Source organism: Salinibacterium sp. (assembly GCF_031364185.1).
Classification (GTDB): Bacteria; Actinomycetota; Actinomycetes; order Actinomycetales; family Microbacteriaceae; genus Rhodoglobus.
The window spans coordinates 1-19,399 of the sequence record NZ_JANLVV010000166.1; the positions used below are offsets into that span (position 1 = coordinate 1).

The 19,399-nt window shown below is 63.7% G+C and carries 26 protein-coding genes; 16 read left to right on the top strand and 10 right to left on the bottom strand.

Annotated features, from left to right (window positions below; all coding sequences use genetic code 11):
• Positions 1–642 (top strand): PfkB family carbohydrate kinase (locus RMN95_RS07370; protein WP_309616289.1); only part of this gene is annotated, 642 nt, incomplete at its 5' end.
• Here the strand turns inward: RMN95_RS07370 and RMN95_RS07375 are convergent.
• The 3 genes from RMN95_RS07375 to RMN95_RS07385 form a co-directional block, all read right to left on the bottom strand.
• The gene (locus tag RMN95_RS07375; RefSeq protein ID WP_309616290.1) at positions 639–1,994 is read right to left on the bottom strand and encodes a deoxyribodipyrimidine photo-lyase; all 1,356 of its coding nucleotides are present in this window, start codon (positions 1,992–1,994) and stop codon (positions 639–641) included. The two genes, RMN95_RS07370 and RMN95_RS07375, sit on opposite strands and share 4 nt — an antisense overlap.
• Positions 1,991–2,431 carry a MarR family winged helix-turn-helix transcriptional regulator gene (locus RMN95_RS07380; RefSeq protein ID WP_309616291.1) on the bottom strand — a complete coding sequence of 147 codons (441 nt, stop codon included), beginning with the start codon at positions 2,429–2,431 and terminating at the stop codon, positions 1,991–1,993. The genes RMN95_RS07375 and RMN95_RS07380 overlap by 4 nt, the downstream gene beginning before the upstream one ends.
• A gap of 323 nt (positions 2,432–2,754) precedes the next feature.
• Positions 2,755–2,979, bottom strand: coding sequence for a hypothetical protein (locus RMN95_RS07385; RefSeq protein WP_309616292.1), 225 nt, complete (start codon positions 2,977–2,979; stop codon positions 2,755–2,757).
• Between the two features lie 230 nt (positions 2,980–3,209).
• On the opposite strand from RMN95_RS07385, the gene RMN95_RS07390 reads away from it, so the two are divergent.
• The 5 genes from RMN95_RS07390 (at position 3,210) to RMN95_RS07410 (ending at position 8,062) form a co-directional block, all read left to right on the top strand.
• Positions 3,210–3,896, top strand: coding sequence for a hypothetical protein (locus RMN95_RS07390; RefSeq protein ID WP_309616293.1), 687 nt, complete (start codon positions 3,210–3,212; stop codon positions 3,894–3,896).
• 95 nt (positions 3,897–3,991) lie between these two features.
• The gene (locus RMN95_RS07395; RefSeq protein WP_309616294.1) at positions 3,992–4,156 is read left to right on the top strand and encodes a hypothetical protein; all 165 of its coding nucleotides are present in this window, start codon (positions 3,992–3,994) and stop codon (positions 4,154–4,156) included.
• Between the two features lie 267 nt (positions 4,157–4,423).
• On the top strand, positions 4,424–6,310 hold the full coding sequence (locus RMN95_RS07400) for a carbohydrate binding domain-containing protein (protein WP_309616295.1): 1,887 nt from the start codon (positions 4,424–4,426) through the stop codon (positions 6,308–6,310).
• Between the two features lie 21 nt (positions 6,311–6,331).
• Positions 6,332–6,685, top strand: a complete 354-nt coding sequence (locus RMN95_RS07405; protein WP_309616296.1) for an MmcQ/YjbR family DNA-binding protein — start codon at positions 6,332–6,334, stop codon at positions 6,683–6,685.
• Between the two features lie 141 nt (positions 6,686–6,826).
• Positions 6,827–8,062 carry a multidrug effflux MFS transporter gene (locus RMN95_RS07410; RefSeq protein WP_309616297.1) on the top strand — a complete coding sequence of 412 codons (1,236 nt, stop codon included), beginning with the start codon at positions 6,827–6,829 and terminating at the stop codon, positions 8,060–8,062.
• Between the two features lie 15 nt (positions 8,063–8,077).
• Here RMN95_RS07410 and RMN95_RS07415 read toward each other — a convergent pair whose 3' ends face one another.
• The 3 genes from RMN95_RS07415 to upp all read right to left on the bottom strand — a co-directional run bounded on the left by RMN95_RS07415 (position 8,078) and on the right by upp (position 11,116).
• A complete protein-coding gene (locus RMN95_RS07415) occupies positions 8,078–8,773 on the bottom strand; it encodes a winged helix-turn-helix domain-containing protein (RefSeq protein WP_309616298.1) in 696 nt (231 codons plus the stop codon).
• Between the two features lie 323 nt (positions 8,774–9,096).
• Complete coding sequence (locus RMN95_RS07420) at positions 9,097–10,305, bottom strand: HNH endonuclease (protein ID WP_309616299.1); 1,209 nt, start codon at positions 10,303–10,305, stop codon at positions 9,097–9,099.
• 178 nt (positions 10,306–10,483) lie between these two features.
• Complete coding sequence (gene upp / locus RMN95_RS07425; protein ID WP_309616300.1) at positions 10,484–11,116, bottom strand: uracil phosphoribosyltransferase; 633 nt, start codon at positions 11,114–11,116, stop codon at positions 10,484–10,486.
• Positions 11,117–11,130: 14 nt separating this feature from the next.
• Between upp and tadA the strand changes: the two genes are divergently transcribed.
• Positions 11,131–11,583 (top strand): tRNA adenosine(34) deaminase TadA, encoded by a 453-nt coding sequence (gene tadA / locus RMN95_RS07430; RefSeq protein ID WP_397545262.1) that lies wholly within the window; start codon positions 11,131–11,133, stop codon positions 11,581–11,583.
• A 6-nt stretch (positions 11,584–11,589) separates the two neighbouring features.
• On the opposite strand, the gene RMN95_RS07435 is transcribed toward tadA, so the two are convergent.
• The gene (locus RMN95_RS07435) at positions 11,590–12,552 is read right to left on the bottom strand and encodes a cation diffusion facilitator family transporter (protein ID WP_309616301.1); all 963 of its coding nucleotides are present in this window, start codon (positions 12,550–12,552) and stop codon (positions 11,590–11,592) included.
• 22 nt (positions 12,553–12,574) lie between these two features.
• Here RMN95_RS07435 and proC point away from each other — a divergent pair, with 22 nt between their 5' ends.
• The 4 genes from proC (at position 12,575) to RMN95_RS07455 (ending at position 14,504) form a co-directional block, all read left to right on the top strand.
• Positions 12,575–13,402, top strand: a complete 828-nt coding sequence (proC, locus tag RMN95_RS07440) for a pyrroline-5-carboxylate reductase (RefSeq protein ID WP_309616302.1) — start codon at positions 12,575–12,577, stop codon at positions 13,400–13,402.
• Positions 13,403–13,434: 32 nt separating this feature from the next.
• A complete protein-coding gene (locus RMN95_RS07445) occupies positions 13,435–13,977 on the top strand; it encodes a metalloregulator ArsR/SmtB family transcription factor (RefSeq protein WP_309616303.1) in 543 nt (180 codons plus the stop codon).
• A gap of 143 nt (positions 13,978–14,120) precedes the next feature.
• Positions 14,121–14,312 (top strand): helix-turn-helix domain-containing protein, encoded by a 192-nt coding sequence (locus tag RMN95_RS07450; RefSeq protein ID WP_309616313.1) that lies wholly within the window; start codon positions 14,121–14,123, stop codon positions 14,310–14,312.
• A gap of 93 nt (positions 14,313–14,405) precedes the next feature.
• Complete coding sequence (locus tag RMN95_RS07455; protein ID WP_003792170.1) at positions 14,406–14,504, top strand: 30S ribosomal protein bS22; 99 nt, start codon at positions 14,406–14,408, stop codon at positions 14,502–14,504.
• A gap of 30 nt (positions 14,505–14,534) precedes the next feature.
• Here RMN95_RS07455 and RMN95_RS07460 read toward each other — a convergent pair whose 3' ends face one another.
• Positions 14,535–15,299 carry an HAD-IB family hydrolase gene (locus tag RMN95_RS07460; RefSeq protein ID WP_309616304.1) on the bottom strand — a complete coding sequence of 255 codons (765 nt, stop codon included), beginning with the start codon at positions 15,297–15,299 and terminating at the stop codon, positions 14,535–14,537.
• Positions 15,300–15,339: 40 nt separating this feature from the next.
• Between RMN95_RS07460 and RMN95_RS07465 the strand changes: the two genes are divergently transcribed.
• Positions 15,340–15,603, top strand: a complete 264-nt coding sequence (locus RMN95_RS07465) for a glutaredoxin family protein (RefSeq protein WP_309616305.1) — start codon at positions 15,340–15,342, stop codon at positions 15,601–15,603.
• A complete protein-coding gene (locus tag RMN95_RS07470) occupies positions 15,600–15,899 on the top strand; it encodes a Dabb family protein (RefSeq protein ID WP_309616306.1) in 300 nt (99 codons plus the stop codon). Before RMN95_RS07465 ends, RMN95_RS07470 begins: the two co-directional genes overlap by 4 nt.
• A 21-nt stretch (positions 15,900–15,920) precedes the next feature.
• On the opposite strand, the gene RMN95_RS07475 is transcribed toward RMN95_RS07470, so the two are convergent.
• Both RMN95_RS07475 and aspS read right to left on the bottom strand, forming a co-directional pair.
• Positions 15,921–16,217 (bottom strand): hypothetical protein, encoded by a 297-nt coding sequence (locus tag RMN95_RS07475; protein WP_309616307.1) that lies wholly within the window; start codon positions 16,215–16,217, stop codon positions 15,921–15,923.
• An 84-nt stretch (positions 16,218–16,301) separates the two neighbouring features.
• Positions 16,302–17,630, bottom strand: a complete 1,329-nt coding sequence (gene aspS, locus RMN95_RS07480) for an aspartate--tRNA(Asn) ligase (protein WP_309616308.1) — start codon at positions 17,628–17,630, stop codon at positions 16,302–16,304.
• A 323-nt stretch (positions 17,631–17,953) separates the two neighbouring features.
• Between aspS and RMN95_RS07485 the strand changes: the two genes are divergently transcribed.
• The 3 genes from RMN95_RS07485 to RMN95_RS07495 form a co-directional block, all read left to right on the top strand.
• Complete coding sequence (locus tag RMN95_RS07485) at positions 17,954–18,589, top strand: histidine phosphatase family protein (protein ID WP_309616309.1); 636 nt, start codon at positions 17,954–17,956, stop codon at positions 18,587–18,589.
• Positions 18,586–19,191: a TlpA disulfide reductase family protein gene (locus RMN95_RS07490; RefSeq protein ID WP_309616310.1), complete on the top strand. Its 606-nt coding sequence runs from the start codon at positions 18,586–18,588 to the stop codon at positions 19,189–19,191. The genes RMN95_RS07485 and RMN95_RS07490 overlap by 4 nt, the downstream gene beginning before the upstream one ends.
• A partial coding sequence (locus tag RMN95_RS07495; protein WP_309616311.1) for a cytochrome c biogenesis protein CcdA occupies positions 19,191–19,399 on the top strand: 209 nt, incomplete at its 3' end. The genes RMN95_RS07490 and RMN95_RS07495, both read left to right, overlap by 1 nt.

Genomic DNA, 19,399 nt, shown 5'->3' on the forward strand with positions numbered 1-19,399 from the left:
CACCTGCGCGCGCACCCGACCCTGACCACCGGCACGATCGTGATCATCGTTGAGGGTGAGCATCGCACCATGTTCACCGAGCGCGGTGCCAACACCGAGCTTGATCCGGTGGATGTCACGACCGAACTGCTGGCGAACGCCAGCGTGCTGCACCTCACCGGGCATTCGCTGCTGAACTCCGCCGGATCCGAGGGGTTCACCGCCCTGGTTGCCCGAGCAAAGAAGGCCGGAGCGCGGGTCTCTGTCGACCCCGGATCCGCAGGGTTCATCGCCGACTACGGTGCCGAGAAGTTTCTCGCGGCGATTTCGGGAGCGGCCCTGCTGTTCCCCAGCCTCGAGGAGGGCAGGGTGCTCACCGGGCTGACCGACCCGGCCGAGATTGTGGCGAAGCTTGCCGAAACGTTCCCGACCGTGGTGCTCACCATGGGAGCCGGTGGTGTGGTGATCGCGCACGACGGCACGACCCTGACGGTGCCGGCCGTGAACTCGCCCGTGGTGGATCCGACGGGGGCAGGGGATGCATTCTGTGCCGGATTCCTCAACGAGTGGATGCGCTCCGGCGATCTCGCACGTTCGGCGAGCGCGGGCGCAAAGGTCGCATCCCGAGCGGTCGGTGTCATCGGCGGTCGCCCGCAGCCCTAGCCCGCGGCCTTCACCTTCTCATAGGCGGCCAGCGCGTCCTTCCGAGATTGCGCCAGGTCGACAATCGGTTCGGGGTAGTCGGCGGTGCCAAACTCGGGCACCCATCGGCGGATGTATTTCTGCGCGGAGTCGAACTTATCGGCCTGCAGTTGCGGGTTGAACACGCGGAAGTACGGCGCGGCATCGGCCCCCGATCCCGCGACCCACTGCCAGTTGCCCGGGTTGCTGGCCTCGTCGGCGTCGACCAGGCAGTCCCAGAACCACTTCTCGCCGATACGCCAGTCGATCAGCATGTTCTTGATGAGCAGGCTGGCCACGATCATCCTGACCCTGTTGTGCATATAGCCGGTGTGCCACAGCTCGCGCATGCCCGCATCGACGATGGGGATGCCGGTGCGCCCCTGCTGCCACGCTTCGAGGTCGTCGGGGGCTGGCTCCACCCACGGAAACGCGTCGAACGCGGGGCGATAGTTTTTCTCCGCCAGCCCGGGTGAGTGGAACAGGATGTTTGCGTTGAATTCACGCCACCCGATCTCGCTGAGAAACTTGGTGACGTTCTTGGTGGCGGCGGCGGAGAGATCGCCGTGCATGCGTTCCCAGACCTGGAACGGACTGATCTCCCCGAAGCTCAGGTGCGGGCTCAGGCGACTCGTTGCCTCGACGGCGGGTTCGTCGCGGCGGTGATAGCTGGCGAGCCGCTCCTGCGCGAATGATTCGAGTTGGTCGTGGGCGCCTTCTTCTCCCGGATGCCACGACTCACGCAACCCTGCGGCCCAGTCCGGGCGGGTGGGCAGCAGGTCCCACGACTCCAGCGTCTCGGAGTCAGCGGTGGCCCACTCCACGGTTGTCCCTCCATGCCCCGGCGCGGGGAGCGGGGCTCGAACAGCAGTCTCGCGAGCGGCCCTCCAGAACGGGGTGAACATCCGGAACGGATTGCTGTCGCCGGTTTTCACCGTCCACGGCTCGAACAGGAGGTTGGCCTGGAAGCTCTGCGCATCGAGGCCTCGCTCGCGCAGGCTCGACTTGAGTCTCGCGTCGATCTCGCGGGCCGACCCGTAGCGGCGATTCCAGAACACCGCCTCGGCGCCGGTCTCGGCGACGAGCGCCGGGATCAGGGCTTCAGCCGCGCCCCTGCGCAGCACGAGCTTTCCGCCGGTGGCCCCGGCGAGGGATTCAAGCGAGCCGCGGAGCCACCACCGGCTCGCCGCGCCGATCGGCCTGACTTCGGCGCTCTGCTCATCCAGCAGGTACACCAGCACAACCGGCGCACCGCGCTGGGCGGCCGCGGTAAGCGCGGGGTTGTCGGCAAGACGCAGGTCGTCGCGCAACCAGACGATCGTGGGAGCGGTCATCGGGCACCCGCCAGTCGAAGCTTGTCAGACAGGGTCGTCAGCGTTATTAGTTCGTCATCACTGAGGGCACCGCCCACCCGGCGATGGATGGATTCGGCGTGCACCACCGCCACCGTGCGAAACAGGTCGAAACCGGCATCCGTTAGGCACACGATGGTGCCCCGGCCGTCGACGGGGTCGTGCTCTTTGCGAACGAGTTGCTGCGAGACCAGGCGGTCGACGAGTCGACTGACGCTCGGCTGGGTGATCAGTAGGGCGCGATTCAGGTCCCGGATGCGCAGGCGGCGATCTGGCACTCGAGCAAGGTTGAACAGCACGTCGTACTCGTTGAGCGACAGGCCGTCAGCCGGAAACTCGGCACTTAACTGGCGTACTACCGATACCTGCGCGCGGAAGAGAGCCTCCCACGCGTCGACGGAAAGGGACTTATTGGTCACGAGTCAACTCTATGCATGCGCACCGACTGCGGCTGCCGCTACGAGGGTAGTTCTTGCCTATAAGCCGGTTAAGCAGGATTGAGGGCCGGTTTCAGAGGCTAGAAACCGACCCTCTCCCTTGCACCAAGAGTGTCCTGCAATCACATTCCGCATCAGTTGCCACAGCAAACAACTTCTGCTCTATGAATGTATAACGGAAAGATAACGCTGTCTAGTTATCGAACCGTTATTTTTGAGAATCTTTTTCGCGATGCCGCGTGTCCGCAATCATTCAGATCGGCCGATTGCAACTCAGTTGGCCAAAAAGAATGTCTGAACGCCGATCAGGTCGGCGATGCCGTACTCTCTGCCGCGCGCAGCCTCGCCAGCGCAATGTGATCGTCAGTACGGTCGAAGGTCCTATCGGTCGCTGCCGCGTACGGCTGCTTCCAATCCGCGAAGTAGGCGAAATCCGAGTCGCCGAGTCGCTTATTGGTTCGGTAGATGTTGACCGAGGATGCGTGCTCCTTCGCCGAAAGCAAACCGAGATCGAGCCGCACGTCCGCCATTTTTCATTCGCGTGTATCAAGCTGCGTTGTGCACTCTCCTTACCGTCATCGGGTGCGATCAAGGAGGTTGTTATGGTCAACAAAAGAATAAAGAATAACCACTGCGCTGGAGTCACCCACGCTCACTGGCAAGGTGACGAGGGCGCCTATCGCGTCGGGCGGGTGGCCGAGTGTAGACATTCACTTCCTGCCGGGGCTTCGCTGGCCGCACAATCACTCAGGCGGACGCAATGATGAAGTTCAGGATTGTCCTCCCGCTCGCCGGAATTCTCGTCATTCTCGGCCTGGCCGGGTGCCTGCCAAGCTCGCCGCGGAGCCTCCCGACTCCTTCAACGGCCACCGCCGCCGAAGTATCTACCCCCACGGCGTCGCCTGATCCCATGCCAACTGTCACCCCAGATCCAGTTGTAACGGCGGCTCTCATCGTCGATGCGGACAGTATCGCTGTCGTCGGATCCGGCGGCAGTGCGCAGGCCGACATTCTGTTTACGACGCCAGTGGCCACAGCAGTTGAGCAACTGAGCAACTTCCTTGGAGCAGACCCCATTGTGGCTGACGTGCCCCAGCGCGGAGAGTGCTCTGCCGCACACACCACCTTTGATTGGGAGGGGCTTCGTCTTCAAGGTGCAGACCAACCCCGTGGTTCCGAATTTGAGATCAGCGTGCGGGCGCCAGCAACCGTGGGGGGTGTTTCCTTACAGTTCTCTGACGGTCTCCAGGTGGGCTCAAGCGTGTCGGATCTCATTGCTTCACCGTCGGTTCAGTCATCCTACTCAAGCAATATCTATTATTTCGATGTGCGCGGAGACCTCACCGATAACTCGGCAGGTTCGGATCCGTACGGCGGAAGTGTGGCGATCGAGGCAGGAGCTGTCCTCGTTTTCAGCGCTCCGCGCTATTACTTCTACGGCTGCTAGTTAGCTGGCCTACTACGGCGCACACCCAGACGAGATCGACGCCGAGACAACTGACAACGAGCGTGCAGCCGCGTGTCGCAGCAGCGGCTCCTGTCATGACCGTCCAGTTTCTGCTGGACGAGCATTACGCAGAAGTAATTGCTGCCGCTCTGCGCTCGACCGGGCGTGGCGACCGAACCGCAGAGTTAGTAACAGCACTCCGCACCTGGCTTGACCAACCCGAGGCGACCCGCCGGCCCGTTGAGGACTGGCTCATCTGAACGCTCCCCACGCTCAATGACCTAAGACCTCTGCGTATCCATTAATCGACGCTTTTACTGGTTTCCACCAGGTGGTCGGCGCAAACTCAGGCCCAAAGAACGCCTTCGACTCCGGATGAACCTCATCGATGCAATCGCCCACGATCGCTGCGCGGTGATCATGGGGGCAGTAAACCTTGAGAGGGACGCGATCGGTCCCCCGCACGGCGGACGACAGACTCTTCTGACCGTGACACGTTTGTGATGGGATAAGGGAAAGGAGCCATCATGCGCACAACTCTTTTCGAGACAGCCCACAGCTGGCTGCAGGGTGGCCGACCGACCGAATCCACCCGTCCCAGGCGGGATCGCCGACCGCACATGCTGCTGGTGCCGGCCTTGCTTGCCGTGACCTTGGTGGCGACCGTTGCTGGCCCTGCGAGCGCGCAGGAGTCAGGCAATCGGGTCGGTTCCGATTCGTCGGAGGCAGCCACGGCAGTGGCCGGGACGCCGTATCCGCTCGCGAATCCCGGTTTCGAAGGTGACTACCTAAACCAGTCCGAATGTCTGAACATCACGGGCGACGTGGCATCCGGATGGACTGACAACACCTGCTGGGACACTCTCGCGCCGAAGGTTCGCTATGAAAGAGACTCTGCTGCTCCCCACTCCGGCGCGGCAGCTCAGAAGATCACGCTCGAGAGCGGCGCTCGCGCCCAATTCGCACAGTATCTCGGCGCGCCGCTTCAGCCTGGAGCGAAGTACACCGTGAGCTTCTGGGTGAGGGCAGATTCACCGATATTCGTCACAAGCTACCTGCGAGACTCGGGCCCGCCCTACACGGGCTACGCAGGAAAGACCGCGAAGCTCAACACCACCTGGACCCAATACTCGTTTGAAAGTTTCGTCGAACAGCCGACGATCTCCCTGTTCTTCACCGCAAGTACGCCTGGCTCATTCTCCGTTGACGATGTCTCGATCACCTCAACGCCGTCGCCCGCACCCTCCCTGAAACCCCCGACCCGCGCGGTTCCGCGCAGTTACTTCGGCGTGCATCTCAACTATCTTGAGACCCCCTGGCCCTCCGTTTCGGGCCGAGTTGGTTCCGTACGGATGTGGGACACCGACCGCAGAAGCGACGGTACCGGCACCGGCTCCCAGTGGGCAGACGTGAACACGACGGCGGGCAGCTATGACTGGAGTGGGCTCGACGCCCGGGTCGCAACCGCGCGATCGAATCGGGCCGACATCGTCTACACCCTGGGCGGTCGCACTCCGCAGTGGGCGTCCGGTCAGCCCAACGCATTCAGTCCGTACGGCCCTGGGCAGTGTGCCCAGCCCGCCACGATGGCGACGTGGGAGACGTGGGTGCGTGACATCGCCACACGCTATAAGGGGAAGATCACCCTGTGGGAGCTCTGGAATGAGCCGGACCTGACTGACTTCTACTGCGGAACCCCCGACCAGCTCATCGAGCTGGCCTCGCGGGCATCCACAATTCTGCGCGAGGTCGACCCGAAGAATAGGGTGCTTTCCCCAGGGTTTAGCGGATTTGCCGGACCCAGCTACCTCGAATATTTCCTGCGGAATGGCGGCCTGCCGACATTCGACATCCTGAGCTATCACTTCTACGCGCAGACCCCCGAACTCAATCTCGGCACCCGGTTACAAAATCTGCGTGCCGTGATTTCGGGCGCGGGAGCAGGCAAGAAGCCGCTTTGGAACACGGAGCAGGGGTGGATCGACCTCGTGGCGACACCCGTGTCGCAATCGACGGGGGCGGCCTATATCGGGCGCGCCTACCTGCTCAACTGGTCGGCTGGCGCGGGGCGTTTCTACTACTACTTCTGGGACAACAACAGCTTTCTTCCGCTCATCGAAGATGACGGAACTACGCTCACCGAGAGTGGAGTCGCCTATCGCGAGGTCGCCGGGTGGATGATAGGGCGGGTCGTAACCTCGGTCACGACGGACGCCTCCGGGACGTACACACTCACACTCCGGGCGCCGTCGGGAGCCACGAGCCACGTCTTGTGGAATCCGGTTTCGACGGTGCAGGCGGTGATCCCCTCCAGCTGGAAAGCGACCGAAAGGCTCGACCTCGCGGGCGGTCGCACTTCCGTCGCGGGAGCCGCCACGATCGAGGTGGGCGAGTCGCCGGTGCTGCTACGGTGACTCCAACGAAGAGTGGAACCCATGGCCCAGCACTACTCGGCATCGGATGCCGCTAACTCCTGTGCGGCGTTCCCCGCCGTCGAGCTGACATACCCGTTTGGGCCCGAGACCCAGGTCTACAAGGTGGTGGGCAGGATATTCGCTGCGCTGAACGCGGACGGCGAGCATCCACGCATCACGCTCAAAACCGATCCAGAGGATGCGAAGGCCCTCGTCTCCGAGTTCGTTGACATCACTCCCGGTTATCACATGAATAAGAAGCACTGGATTTCGGTGGACCTGCCCACCCGCAACGCCCCACTCGATGAGCTGATCCGGGCATCGTACGAACTGGTCATCGCCGGCCTGCCGAGAGCCGAGCGCCCAAATCCCTAGAGAACGCGACGCCGTAGTGCACACGGCCCGCAGAAACTCAGGCAATTGCAGAGCTGAGCGCGATTCGGGAATGGATCGCGCTCCGGCCGGCTTGGTCCCAGGGGGTGTGACGCAGGGCACGCCTGTCAGCGAGGAGACTGCATGACGACGACCGTTGCCACGACGCATCCGGGCGCCCTACTCACCGGGTCGCAGCGCCTCGTCTATGTGCTGGTTCTCGGTGCGCTGGTAGCGCTCGGCCCGTTCACCATCGACCTGTACCTGCCGGCCTTCCCGGCGATCGCCGATGAATTTCGGGTCTCGGATGCCGCAATCCAACTCACCCTCACCGCAACGACCATCGGCTTCGGTGTGGGCCAGCTGCTCGTGGGTCCGTGGACCGATCGGGTCGGTCGGAAGTTGCCACTGATTCTCGCGACCGTCGTTCACATCGCGTCGAGCATCGGGGTGGCGCTGGCGCCCGACCTGATGTGGATCGCAATTTTCCGAGTGCTACAGGGAATGGGCGCGGCGGCGGGTGCGGTAGTCGCCATGGCCGCGGTGCGCGATCTCTTCGGCGGCCGGCCCCTGGTGCGCATGCTGTCGCGACTTGCTCTTGTCACAGGGCTCGCGCCCATCATTGCCCCGCTCGTCGGATCGCAGCTGCTGCTCGTGCTCGAATGGCGCGGCGTGTTTTATTTCCTCGCCGCCTACGGAGTGCTGGCGATGCTGGCCGCGGTCTTCCTGATCGTCGAGACGCTTCCCAAAAGTGAGCGCCAGGCCGGTGTGCGCGGGGCCACACTCGCGCGGTATCGGGCCCTGTTCCGCGACCGCGTCTTCCTCGGCGTCGCGCTGATCGGAGGCATGTCGTTCTCTGGGCTCTTCGCCTACGTCAGCTCTTCACCGTTCCTGTTTCAGGATCTTTACGGCCTGGATGCCCAACAGTTCGGTTTACTTTTCGCGATCAATTCCGTCGGAATCGTCATCGGCACCCAATCCAGCGCACGGCTCGCCCGCCGCTGGGGCCCGCAGTGGATTCTCGCCGGCTCGACGGCGTTGCTGCTTCTCTCGTCGGCGTCGATCATCGTGTCCAGCCTGACCGGTGGAGGTCTGCTGGGCGTGGTGATACCCCTGTGGTTTTTCATCATGGCGGCAGGATTCACCCTGCCCATGGTGCAGGTGCTCGCGCTGGTGAATCACGGTAAAGAGGCGGGAACGGCCGCCTCGCTTCTCGGCGCCATGAACTTCGGCCTTGCGGGGCTCATCTCACCGATAGTGGGACTCTTTGGGGTCAGTCCGGTCGTGATGGCCGGGGTGATGGCCAGCGCTTCGCTTGTTGCGGTTGCTTCGCTTTGGCTGGTCGTCAGGCCGCGAACGGTTGCCGATATCGGGCATTGACTGTCGGCGGCAGGCTTAGAAGAAGTCAGGGCTGGGTGTGGTGGCCTGGCGGATCGAGACGTCGGCGTGACGGTCGAACCGGTAGCCGACACCACGCACGGTTCGCACGATGACTTCAAACTCTCCAAGCTTCGCGCGCAGTCGGCGCACATGCACGTCGATGGTGCGCTCGTTCGGGATCTCATCGTCGCCGGCAATCCACAGTGCCGAGATAATTTCGGCACGGTCGATGGTGCGCCCCTCACGCAGTACCAGGTACTGCAGCAGCTCAAATTCTTTATAGGTGAGGGATGCGGTCTGCCCACCCAGCAGCACGCGCTTGCGCGAGATGTCGATCACGACGCCGTCGCGTGGCTTCGGTGTGGGCTCCTCGATCTGGCGATGCTTCGCCAGCGCGGCCGGATCCTGCAGCGCCAGTCGCACCACATCGACATCCCGACCACCAACTCCTGCGGGCGCGAGGGCGACCGCCGCGTAAGTTTCGGAGCCGGGCACGAGGTCGGCCAGCAGTTGCTTGAGTCGTTCGACGACACGGCCGAGGTCGGTGCCGGCCTCCAGCGCTTTCAACTGGTCAACACCCACATACAGGGCGAACCCTCGAGCCTCTGTGCCGTCGGGCACGGCGCGCAGTCGGCGGGCGGGAGTGGGTGCTGGGGTGGGAGCGGCGGATACGCGTTCGATGGGTGCAAGAGATGCAGTAGCGAGAGACATGGCCAAAGAGTCCTTGTGTTGTGGTGAAGGGCCTCTGATGATGAGGGTGTGATCCTTCTGGGTGCTTCTGGTATCCAATCGAGCACTGCGCCGCTATGAGGGCGAGAACTCGGGAGCAAGGACTTGGCGACAATCCATGCCCGGCGAAGAAGAGGCCGTTAGGCACACATTCGACAACACATGACAACACGAATCCCGCCAGCCTCAAGGGAGGTAGGGGCGAACGCGTGAACAGTCATGTCTGTGAGTATGCCAGAGGTCCCTCAGCTCTACAACCAGCAGCTGTACAACCAGTCGACGTTACGGCCAGATCGGCGACACAACTAAAATGGCGGCGGATTGGGTGTGGTCTTGGCGCCGGTCGGGCTGGTCCAGGTGATTCCCTCTGGCCGATGTTCGACTTTCCAGAGGCTGTTGTGCTTCAGTCGGTGATGGCTTCGACACACATGTGAAAGGTTGCTGGCGCTGGTGGTGCCACCGTCCGCCCAGGCCACCGAATGATCGATGTCACAATCTCGAGCCCTGCGACCGCATCCACCAAATGTGCAGGTGCGATCACGCATCTCAAGCCACCGCTTGAGGTCTGCTGGCACCCGGTAGGTGCTGCGATCGACGTCGAGGATGGTGCCGGTGATCGGATCCGTCAGAATGCGGATGAAGGATGGCGCGTGACCCGCCAACTCCCGAGCGGTAGCGGCATCGATCGGTCCGTAGCCCTCGAGAGTGGCGGGCTGTTCGCTGCGGCCCAGCAGTGTCATCACTGGAACCATCACGCCCACGGTTACGCCCACGTGGGGGGCGGCGCTTCCCAGAACCCCGGCCAGCAGGTCGCCCGCCACATCCGCCCGCAACTGTGCGAGGGTACGGGTTTCGTCGGAGGCACAGATGAGTGATGTGGCGGCACCGTCAATGTGCGCCATGGCGCGCAGCGCGACAGCAGAGGGCAGGTAGGCCGTAAGCCACGACATCCCATCAACATCATGGTCGACCCACACCCGACGTTCCTGAGCCTTCAGCTGATGGAGCTCCGTGGCCTCCCGCGGCTGCACCCGCTCTCGCGCAGACCGTGCGCGATCGCGAAAACGAGCGGGAGCAAGCTCGGCCGCTGCCTCGAGAATCGCATCTTCGAAGGGCAGCCACGCCGACTCGGGCAGCGTCGCCATGAGATCGGCCACTACTTTCGCGTTGGGCCCGGGCACGTCGCCGTCGCGGAAAGCCCTCCACACCCGTGGGGCGCACAGCAGCAGAACTCGCGTCTGCTCGGCCTGTACGCGAACAGTCTGCTCCGCAAGACCAAGACGAACGGCGAGGTCGGCCACCGCAGCTCGCTCGGCGAAGGCAACGGCATCCGGAGTGGAAAGAATGCACGGGCCGAGGAAGACCTCGGGAAATGCCCTAGCCTCGACGAGTGTCTCGTGGATCGCGGCCAACTGCTCGGCAAGCGCCACCGTTGCCGCATGCAGTGCATATTCGGCGCGGGCCATGCTGCACTCGATACGCACGTCGGGATAACGCGGATCGAGGCTTTCCATACCTGAAGTCAACAGGTAACCACTGACATTCGTCGGCACTGTCGACGACAATTTCCAGCCGCGAAAATGCTGGTCAGCTGGCAGAGCAGCGCACCACGCTTTCGACTAGGCCAAACGTCTACTGGCGGGAAATCCACACCGATGCGAATGGAGAGATCGAGCTAACCCAACGAGTGGGTTATACCAGCCCGTAGAGCCGATCCCCCGCGTCGCCGAGACCCGGCACGATGTATCCGACCTCGTTGAGCTTCTCGTCGAGGGCGCCGAGCACGATGGTCACCTCGCGACCGGCGGTGGCCGCGTCGACGGCGGCGAGACCCTCGGGGGTTCCGAGCAGACACACGGCCGTGACATCCACCGCGCCCCGATCGAAGAGATAGTGGATCGCGGCGACCAGGGATCCACCGGTCGCCAGCATCGGGTCGAGCACGAAGCACTGGCGGTTGGAGAGATCGTCCGGCAGCCGCTCCGCGTAGATGTCCGGTTTCAGTGTTTCTTCGTTTCGGACCATCCCGAGGAAGCCGACCTCGGCGGTCGGGATGAGCTTCACCATGCCCTCGAGCATCCCGAGCCCGGCGCGAAGAATGGGCACGACGAGGGGCCTCGGCGAGCTGATCGCGAGGCCGGTGGTCTTCGCGACGGGCGTCTCGATGTCGAGCGGCTCGGTGCGCACGTTGCGGGTGGCCTCGTAGGCGAGCAGCGTCACCAGCTCTTCGGTCAGCGCCCGGAAGGTCGGCGACGGAGTGTTCTTATCGCGTAGCACGGTCAGTTTGTGCGTGATGAGCGGGTGATCGGCAACGTGTACTCGCATAGGCTCAATCTACTGTGAGTCGCTACGAGGAGTGGATGGTCGAAGCCCTGGCAGAGGCCCGACTCGCCCTCGACACCGGCGACGTTCCTGTCGCAGCCATCATCGTGGATGCCTCGGGCGCTACGCTCGCCGTCGGCCGCAACGAGCGCGAACTCACGCATGACCCCACGGCGCATGCCGAAATCGTAGCGATCCGTGCAGCGGCGCAGCAGGCGGGAACCTGGCACCTCGAGAACACCACGCTCGTGGTCACGCTGGAGCCCTGCACCATGTGTGCCGGCGCGATCCTGCAGTCGCGCATCCCGCGGGTGGTGTTCGGCGCCTGGGACGAGAAGGCCGGGGCGGTGGGCAGCGTGCATGACGTGCTGCGTGACCGGCGCCTGCCACACCGGGTCGAAGTCATCGCGGGAGTGCGCGAGGCGGAGTGTGCGGCACTGCTGACCGAGTTCTTCGGGCGGCGGCGCTAGGCCGCGCTAGTCCGCGCTTTTGATGACGATCGCGTCTGTCCTCGGGTTTGCGGGATTTGGCGAGGTGTAGATGTCAGGTTCCAGGTAGATGACGCGCGCCACCGGCACCGCCGCACGAATACTCGCCTCGACCGCGTTGATCTCGGTCGCGACATCCGACAGCCGCATCTTTGCCGAGAAGGCGATCTTGGCGGCGACGAGAAGCTCATCCGGGCCGAGGTACAGCGTTTTCATGTGAATCAGCGCCTCAACACTGTCGTGCTCGTTGATGGCGTTGCGAATCCTCACGGCATCGTCGGCGTTCGCACCCTCGCCGACGAGCAGGCTCTTCGTCTCGACGCCGAGGATGACCGCGACGGCAATCAACAGCACCCCGATTGCAAGCGTGCCGATCGCGTCCCAGTTGGCGTCGCCGGTGGCCACCGTCAGGCCCACTCCGGCCAGCGCGAAGGCAAGCCCCAGCAGTGCCGCGCAATCCTCGAGCAGCACCACGGGAAGCTCCGGTGCCTTGGCGTGCCGCACAAACTGGATCCAGCTCTGCTTGCCACGCACGAGGTTGGATTCTCCGATGGCGGTGCGCAGCGAGAAGCTTTCCAGCCCGATTGCCACGATCAGGATGATGATCGGCACGATCGGCATCTCCAGCTCGTGCGGATTCTTGAGCTTGTCGATTCCCTCGTAGATCGAGAACACACCACCGACCGAGAACAGGATGATCGACACCACGAACGCGTACACGTAACGCTCGCGACCGTAGCCGAAGGGGTGCGTCGCATCCGCTGACTTGCGCGCTTTGCGCCCGCCCAGCAACAGCAGTCCCTGGTTGCCGGTGTCGGCAAGGGAGTGCACACTCTCGGCGAGCATCGAGCTCGAGCCCGAGACGAGGAATCCCACAAACTTCGCGATCGCGATCCCGAGGTTCGCGAGCAGTGCCGCGATGATTGCCTTGCCGCCACCAGTTGCGCTCATGGCCCAATCCTAGGATGGTCGCATGACGACCACTCTTCCCAGTATTGCGATTATCGGCGCAGGCTCCATGGGGGGCGCCATCCTGGGCGGGCTGATGGCTCCCGGCGTCGACGCGAGTGGCGGCATCCGGGTCACCAATCGCACCACGGTGAAAGCCGAACGCCTGACCGCCCCGGGCGTTACCTCTTATGCGCTCGAGTCCACGCCCGACGCCAACCTCCAGGCGGTGCGTGGGGCGGGCATCGTGCTGCTCGGGGTGAAGCCCGCGATGATTCGAGACACCCTGGCCGAGATTGCTCCTGCACTGGATGCCACGACCCTCATCATCAGCGTCGCGGCGGGTGTCACCATCTCGACTATGGAAGCCGCGGTACCGAACGCTGTGCTCCGCGCGATGCCGAACACGCCGGCCCTCGTCGGCAGGGGAGTCACGGGGCTTGCGGCCGGCAGCCGCTCAACCGCTTCTCATCGTGAACTGGGGCGCACACTCTTCGAGACGGTCGGCACCGTTCTTGAGATCCCGGAATCGCAGATCGATGCGCTCAGCACCATCTCGGGGTCAGGGCCCGCCTACGTCTTCCTGCTGATCGACGAGCTGACGAGCACCGCAGTGCGGATGGGGTTCACCCCGGAGCAGGCGGCCGTTATGGTCAACGGCACGTTCGCTGGTGCGGTGGAGCTACTCGCCGCCTCGGGAAAGACGCCGGAGCAGTTGAGGCTGCAGGTTACCAGCCCGAAGGGCACCACAGAACGTGCGGTCACAGAACTGCAGGCGGCCGATCTCGGTGGGCTCTTCGATCGCGCAACGGCGGCGGCGCTGGCGCGCGCACGGGAGTTGGCCGCGGCCTGACACCGCGTGGCCGGTCGCGCTACCCTATTCTGATGGCTGACATCTTCGACGTCGTTGCAGACGCAACCAGGCGCGACCTACTGCAGGTTCTCCTCGAAAGCTCTACCTCCGGGCATTCTGTGGCAGGGCATTCCGACTCGGTTCATTCCGACTCGGTTCATTCCGACTCCGGCGAGATCAGCGTGGGGGAGTTGGTCGGGCATCTGGGCCTGAGCCAACCCACGGTATCGAAGCATCTGAAGGTGCTGCGTGACCACGGTCTCGTGACGGTGCGCGAGGAGGGCCAGCACCGCTATTACCGAATGGATGCTGGCCCGCTCGAGACCCTCGAAGACTGGCTCATCCCGTTCCTGAGGGCCGATGCCGACGACTCCGTTGATGACCACGGCTCGACGGCGTTCGCCGCGTGGTCCGGAGCCGATGTGGGGCACACTATCGGCAGGAGAGTGGCCGAGCGCTCGCACCAAGCGCGCACGGTCATCCACGATGCATCCGACAAGATCCAGGACGCATCGGACGCCGTCGCCGGCAGGCTGCCTGCGGGTGTCAGGCGTCGTATTTTCGGCGATCGCTGAGCGCACAGGAACCGCGGGCTGACACCCCGGAATTGCCTCCGCCCCAGGGTGGACACCAGGTCACACCAGCCCCTAGTGTTACCAATCAGCACACCAGTAACATTTCCGGCGTGTTTTTCGCTACGAGGGGCACAGCCAATATGGTGCGGGATCTGTCTGATATGCGTTTTCTCACGGTCGCTGAGGTGGCCGAGATGATGCGCGTGTCGAACATGACCGTGTACCGGATGGTGCATTCCGGCGAACTGCCTGCCGTGAGATTCGGCCGCTCCTTCCGCATTCCGGAGTCGGCAGTGGTAGCCGCCATTGAGACGCCGATCTCGAGCGTCGGCTAACGCGCATATCCCGCTGCGGTAGACTCACGAAGTACATTTTTCCGCGGTTCTGATTCGGACCGATCGGTTCGTTCAGAAATCAGTGAGGTCCCTATGGGTTCAGTCATCAAAAAGCGTCGCAAGCGTATGGCCAAGAAGAAGCATCGCAAGCTGCTGCGCAAGACGCGTCATCAGCGTCGCAACAAGAAGTAGCGCGCTGCTTCAGAAACTGTGTCCGCCGGTCTAGCGGAGGCGTTTCTTGACGGCACGGGCATTCTTCCTAACAAGTTTTCTCGCGTCACGGATGCTGGATCGCTTGAGCGGCAGCACCGTCCAGGAGTTGCTCCTGGCGTAGGCGAGAAGTTTCGCATCAGGATTGACCACCACCCGATTTCCTACCATCGACAACAGCGGGATGTCGTTGCTCGAATCCGAGTACGCCCAGCAATGGGCAAGGTCGGCGTTGAGATCTTCGGTGAACCGTCTCGCCACGGCCGCCTTCTCTTCGCCGTGGATGACATGGCCGTCGAGAGCGCCCGTGAACACCCCGTCGAGCGCCTGCACACGCGTGCCGATGGCGCCGGTCAGGCCGAGACGGTCGGCGATCACCTGGGCAACCAGCTGCGGTGTTGCGGTGATCAGCCACACCTCGTGACCCTTGTCGAGATGCTCCTTGGTAAGTTCTACGGTCTCGGGCCACAGCTTCGGGGCAAAATCGCGTTCGTAGATTTCCTCGGCAAGGGCCGTCAGGGCGGCCTCGGTGTGACCGCCGACCAGCCCCAGTGCGCGGTCTTTGGCGGTGGCGAGGTGGTTGCGGTTTTCCCCGACGGCCAGAAACCGAAACTGGTGCCATCCGAAGAGGGCGATGTCGCGCCACGAGATGAGGCCCCGGCGAAATGCCTCCCGCCCTACGTAGTAGACGCTGGCACCCCGCATCAGGGTGTTGTCAACGTCGAAGAATGCCACTATCGGTCGATCACTCGGGGGGACAGGCTCGGCGTCGGGCATCGAAGGACAGTCTACGGTCGCGTCATCTAGTGTTGGATTCGTGACGACCGTGCGGCTGACCCTCATCGGCAAGCCCGACTGTCACCTGTGTGACGACGCTCGGGTTGCGGTGACCTCAGTCATTGATGAACTGGGCATCGCTAAATCCATCACCATCGACGAGGTTTCGATTCTCGACGACGCGGCACTGAACGAGAAGTACTGGGATGAGATTCCGGTGTTGCTCGTCAATGGTGTCGTGCACAGCATCTGGCGTGTCGACCCGGCGCGCCTGACAACAGCACTCCTGGAGGCAACGCAGTGATCAGGCATATCGTCACCTGGAAATTGATGGCGCAGGATGCCACAGCACGGGCCGAGGCAGTGGCCGCTATCGCGGAGGTTCTTGAGCCGCTGGTCGATGTTGTGCCGGGCATCCACCGGATCGACGTGCGGCCGAACATCGCCTACTTCGACAGAAACTGGGATGTGCTCGTGATCGGCGACTATGAGTCGCTGGAGGCGCTCGACGCATACCAGGTGCATCCCCAGCACGTCGCCGCTGCCGCTGTCGTTCGCCAGCACGTCACCGACAGGTCGTCGATCGACTTCGAGGTGTGACGCCTCGCGTGGCGACCCGGCTCAGGTCTGCTTCTGCACCTGGATCGGGCCTGTGAGGTGATGCGCGATTGAATCGCGCTCGGCTGCCAGCGAGGCGATTGTCGCTCGCTCGAGACCGGGCTGCGCCATGTCGTCGAAGGGATTGCCCATTCCGCTCTTGGTATGCACGGCCTCGGCGTAGGCAGATGCCGCCGCAGCAACCTTCGAACTCGCGCGCTGTGCCTTCTTCAGTGACACCGCACTGCCGCCGACGGCATCAGCGTGGGCGTTGAGCGCCTTCTTCAGGTCCTTCAGGGCGGCGTCAATTTTCTTGGACATGCGTTTATCCTGCTTTCTTGGACATGAGTTCATCCTGCCCCATAGAGGTGAACAGCGGCCAGCAGTAAATTGACGACCCGGCTGCTACGGCAGCAGTCGTGTCGGCCCGCGGAACAGGTAGGTCGCCTCGCGGATGTTCGTGAGGTGCAGCATTAGCATCAGCACACGGCTGAGTCCCATACCGAAGCCACCGTGCGGGGGCACTCCGTAGCGGAAGAAGTCGAGGTAGAAGTCGAGCTCTTCCGGCTCGAGACCTTTCGACTTCGCCTGCTCGATCAACACCTCGATGCGGTGCTCGCGCTGAGCACCTGTCGAGATCTCGACTCCGTTGAAGATGAGGTCGTAACTGTTGGTGAGCGCATCGTTGTCGGCGTGACGCATGTGGTAGAACGGGCGGATGCTCGAGGCATAGTCGGTGAGAAACACGAACTCGTGTCCATAGGTCTCCTTGACGTACGCGGCGATCTGGCGCTCGCCCTCAGGATCCATGTCGTCATCGTGCCGGGGAACCTCGTAGCCGCGCTCGGCGATAATCCGCTTCGCCTCGGCGAGCGGGATGCGCGGGAACGGCGTCGATGGCACGGTGACCTCAACACCCCAGAGGGCTTCGATCTCGTCACCGTGCTTCGCCTTCACCGCGGCAAAGCCCGCCACGAGCAGTTCTTCGTGCAGCGTCATCACGTCTTCGTGGCTGTCGATCCAGCTGATCTCGCTGTCGACGCTAGTGAACTCGGTGGCGTGACGGCTGGTATAGCTGGGGTCTGCGCGGAAGGCAGGGCCAACCTCGAAGATCTTGCCGAAGCCTGCGGGCTGGGCCATCTGTTTGAAGAACTGAGGGCTCTGCGCGAGGTAGGCCTTCGTCTCGAAATAGCCGACCTCGAACAGTTCTGCCTTCGACTCGCTGGCACTGGCCATCAGCTTCGGGGTGTGCAGTTCGATGAAGTCGTGCTCGACCCAGTAGGTGCGCCAGGCGTGCTCAAGGGTGGTCTGGATGCGGAAGATCAGATTGTTCTTCGGTTGGCGCAGGTCGAGAAAACGCCAGTCCATGCGCTTATCGCCGGCGCTGTCGTCGGCGATCGGAGTCTCGGGTATTGCCGCGGCCGCGATGTCGAGCGACTCGAGCTTGATCTCCACACCGCCGAGCTTGACCCGCTCGTCGTGCTTCAGCTGCCCGGTGGCCGTGAGGAACGTGCCCTGGGCCAGGGCGGAGATGGCGTCGGCCAACGGGTCGGCCTCGGGCGTGCCATCCTCGGCGAAAAGGCGGGGGTGCACCAGCTGAACGGCGCCGGACTCGTCGCGTAGCACGACGAACTGCACCTTTTTCTGATCGCGCACCGTATCGACCCAGCCCGAGACGGTGGCGGGCCCGTCTGTCGCGGCGGGCAGGTTCTTGGTCAGGGTGCGTTGGGTCACGAGCCCCGAGTTTACCCGGGTGCGCACCGCGGGTGCGGTTGCCTGATGCCCGCGGGAAGTCGCCGCGGGCTGGGCGGGGCTTGTGTCGGGCACAGGGCTTGTGGTCGGGCCCAGGTCTCGTGGTCGGGCACAGGGGTCGGGGCTTGCCTCCGAGCAACGTATGGCATCGTGCCATACGTTGCCGATACGGGATACCCCCACCCGCACCCACCCACGCACACCCGCACCCGGACCGAGGGCCGACGCCACCCCATTCGGCAAAGCCGAACCGGCGATGCGGCCACCCAGCATCTGCTCATATCTACCGCGCGTAGAATTGAAGGGTGCCAGCCGACCTCATCCACCTCGTCCGTCACGGGGAGGTTTACAACCCCGACGGCATCCTGTATGGGCGCATCCCGGGGTACCACCTGAGCGAGCTGGGGCACGCGATGGCCGAGGCCGCCGCGGCGAGTCTCGCCGGGCATCCCATCGCCGACCTCTACGCCAGCCCGCTGCAACGGGCCCAGGAGTCGGCGGCCCCCTGGTCACAGCGCTTTGGCCTGCCTATTGGCACCGAAGAGCGCATCATCGAGCCGCATAATTGGTTCGAGGGTCGCAAATTCGAGTTTCCGGGTGCGCTGAAGCACCCGCGCGCCTGGCCAAAGCTGGTCAACCCGCTGAAACCGAGCTGGGGCGAGCCCTATAAAAGCGTCGAATCCCGGATGCTTGCCGCCATCGCCGCGGCCTGGGCGAAGCCCGAGAGCGGTGAGGTGGTGATGGTCAGCCACCAGATGCCGATCGTGATGGTGGCGCGATCGGTGAAAGGGCTGCGGCTGTTCCACGACCCCCGGAATCGTCGATGCACCCTGTCGAGCATCACCACCCTCGCGCGCGAGGGGGACCGCTTCGTCGAGGTCGACTACCGGGAGCCCGCGGGTGAGCTGCTGGCGCAGTCGATCGACCTGGGCGCCGTATGAGACGCCGCATTCTTGCCACCGGCTCTGTCATTGTGATGCTGGCTCTTGCCGGATGCACCAGCGCCACCGACTCCCTCGCTGGCCAGTACCAGGATGGCTCCGGGCAGGGCTACATCTCCGGCGACGGGGCGTTCACCGAGATTCCGATCGCCGAGCGGGGCGACCCCGTCGAGTTCAGCGGCCCGGCCGGTAACGGCACGACGATCTCGAGCGACGATTTCGACGGCCAGGTGCACGTGGTCAACTTCTGGTACGCCAGCTGCCCGCCGTGCCGGGCCGAGGCACCCGACCTGAAATCACTCAGCGACGAGTACGCCGACGTCCCATTCCTGGGGGTGAACATCTTCGACAACGTCGAGAATGCGGCGACCTTCGAGCGCACCTTCGAGATCGAATACCCTTCCATTCTTGACGCGAAGACCAACTCCGTGCAGCTTGCCTTTGCGACGGCCGGGGCGGTGGCACCGAATGCGGTGCCGACGACCCTCGTGATCGACCGTGATGGCAGGGTCGCGGCACGGATCAGCGGCCGGATCGCCGACACGAAGATCCTGGCTGCGATGATCGACACCGTCGTCGCAGAACAGAACCCGGGCTCCTGATGGGGCCGGGGGAGATCGTCAGCCAGGGCAGCCTGCTGCTTGCCCTGCCGATTGCGCTCGCCGCGGGCCTGCTGTCGTTCCTGTCGCCGTGCGTGCTTCCGCTGGTTCCGGGATACCTCGGCTACGTCACGGGTACGACCGAGGCCGGTGTGTCACGCCGCGGTCGCACGGTGCTGGGTGCCGGGCTGTTCGTGCTCGGGTTCAGCGT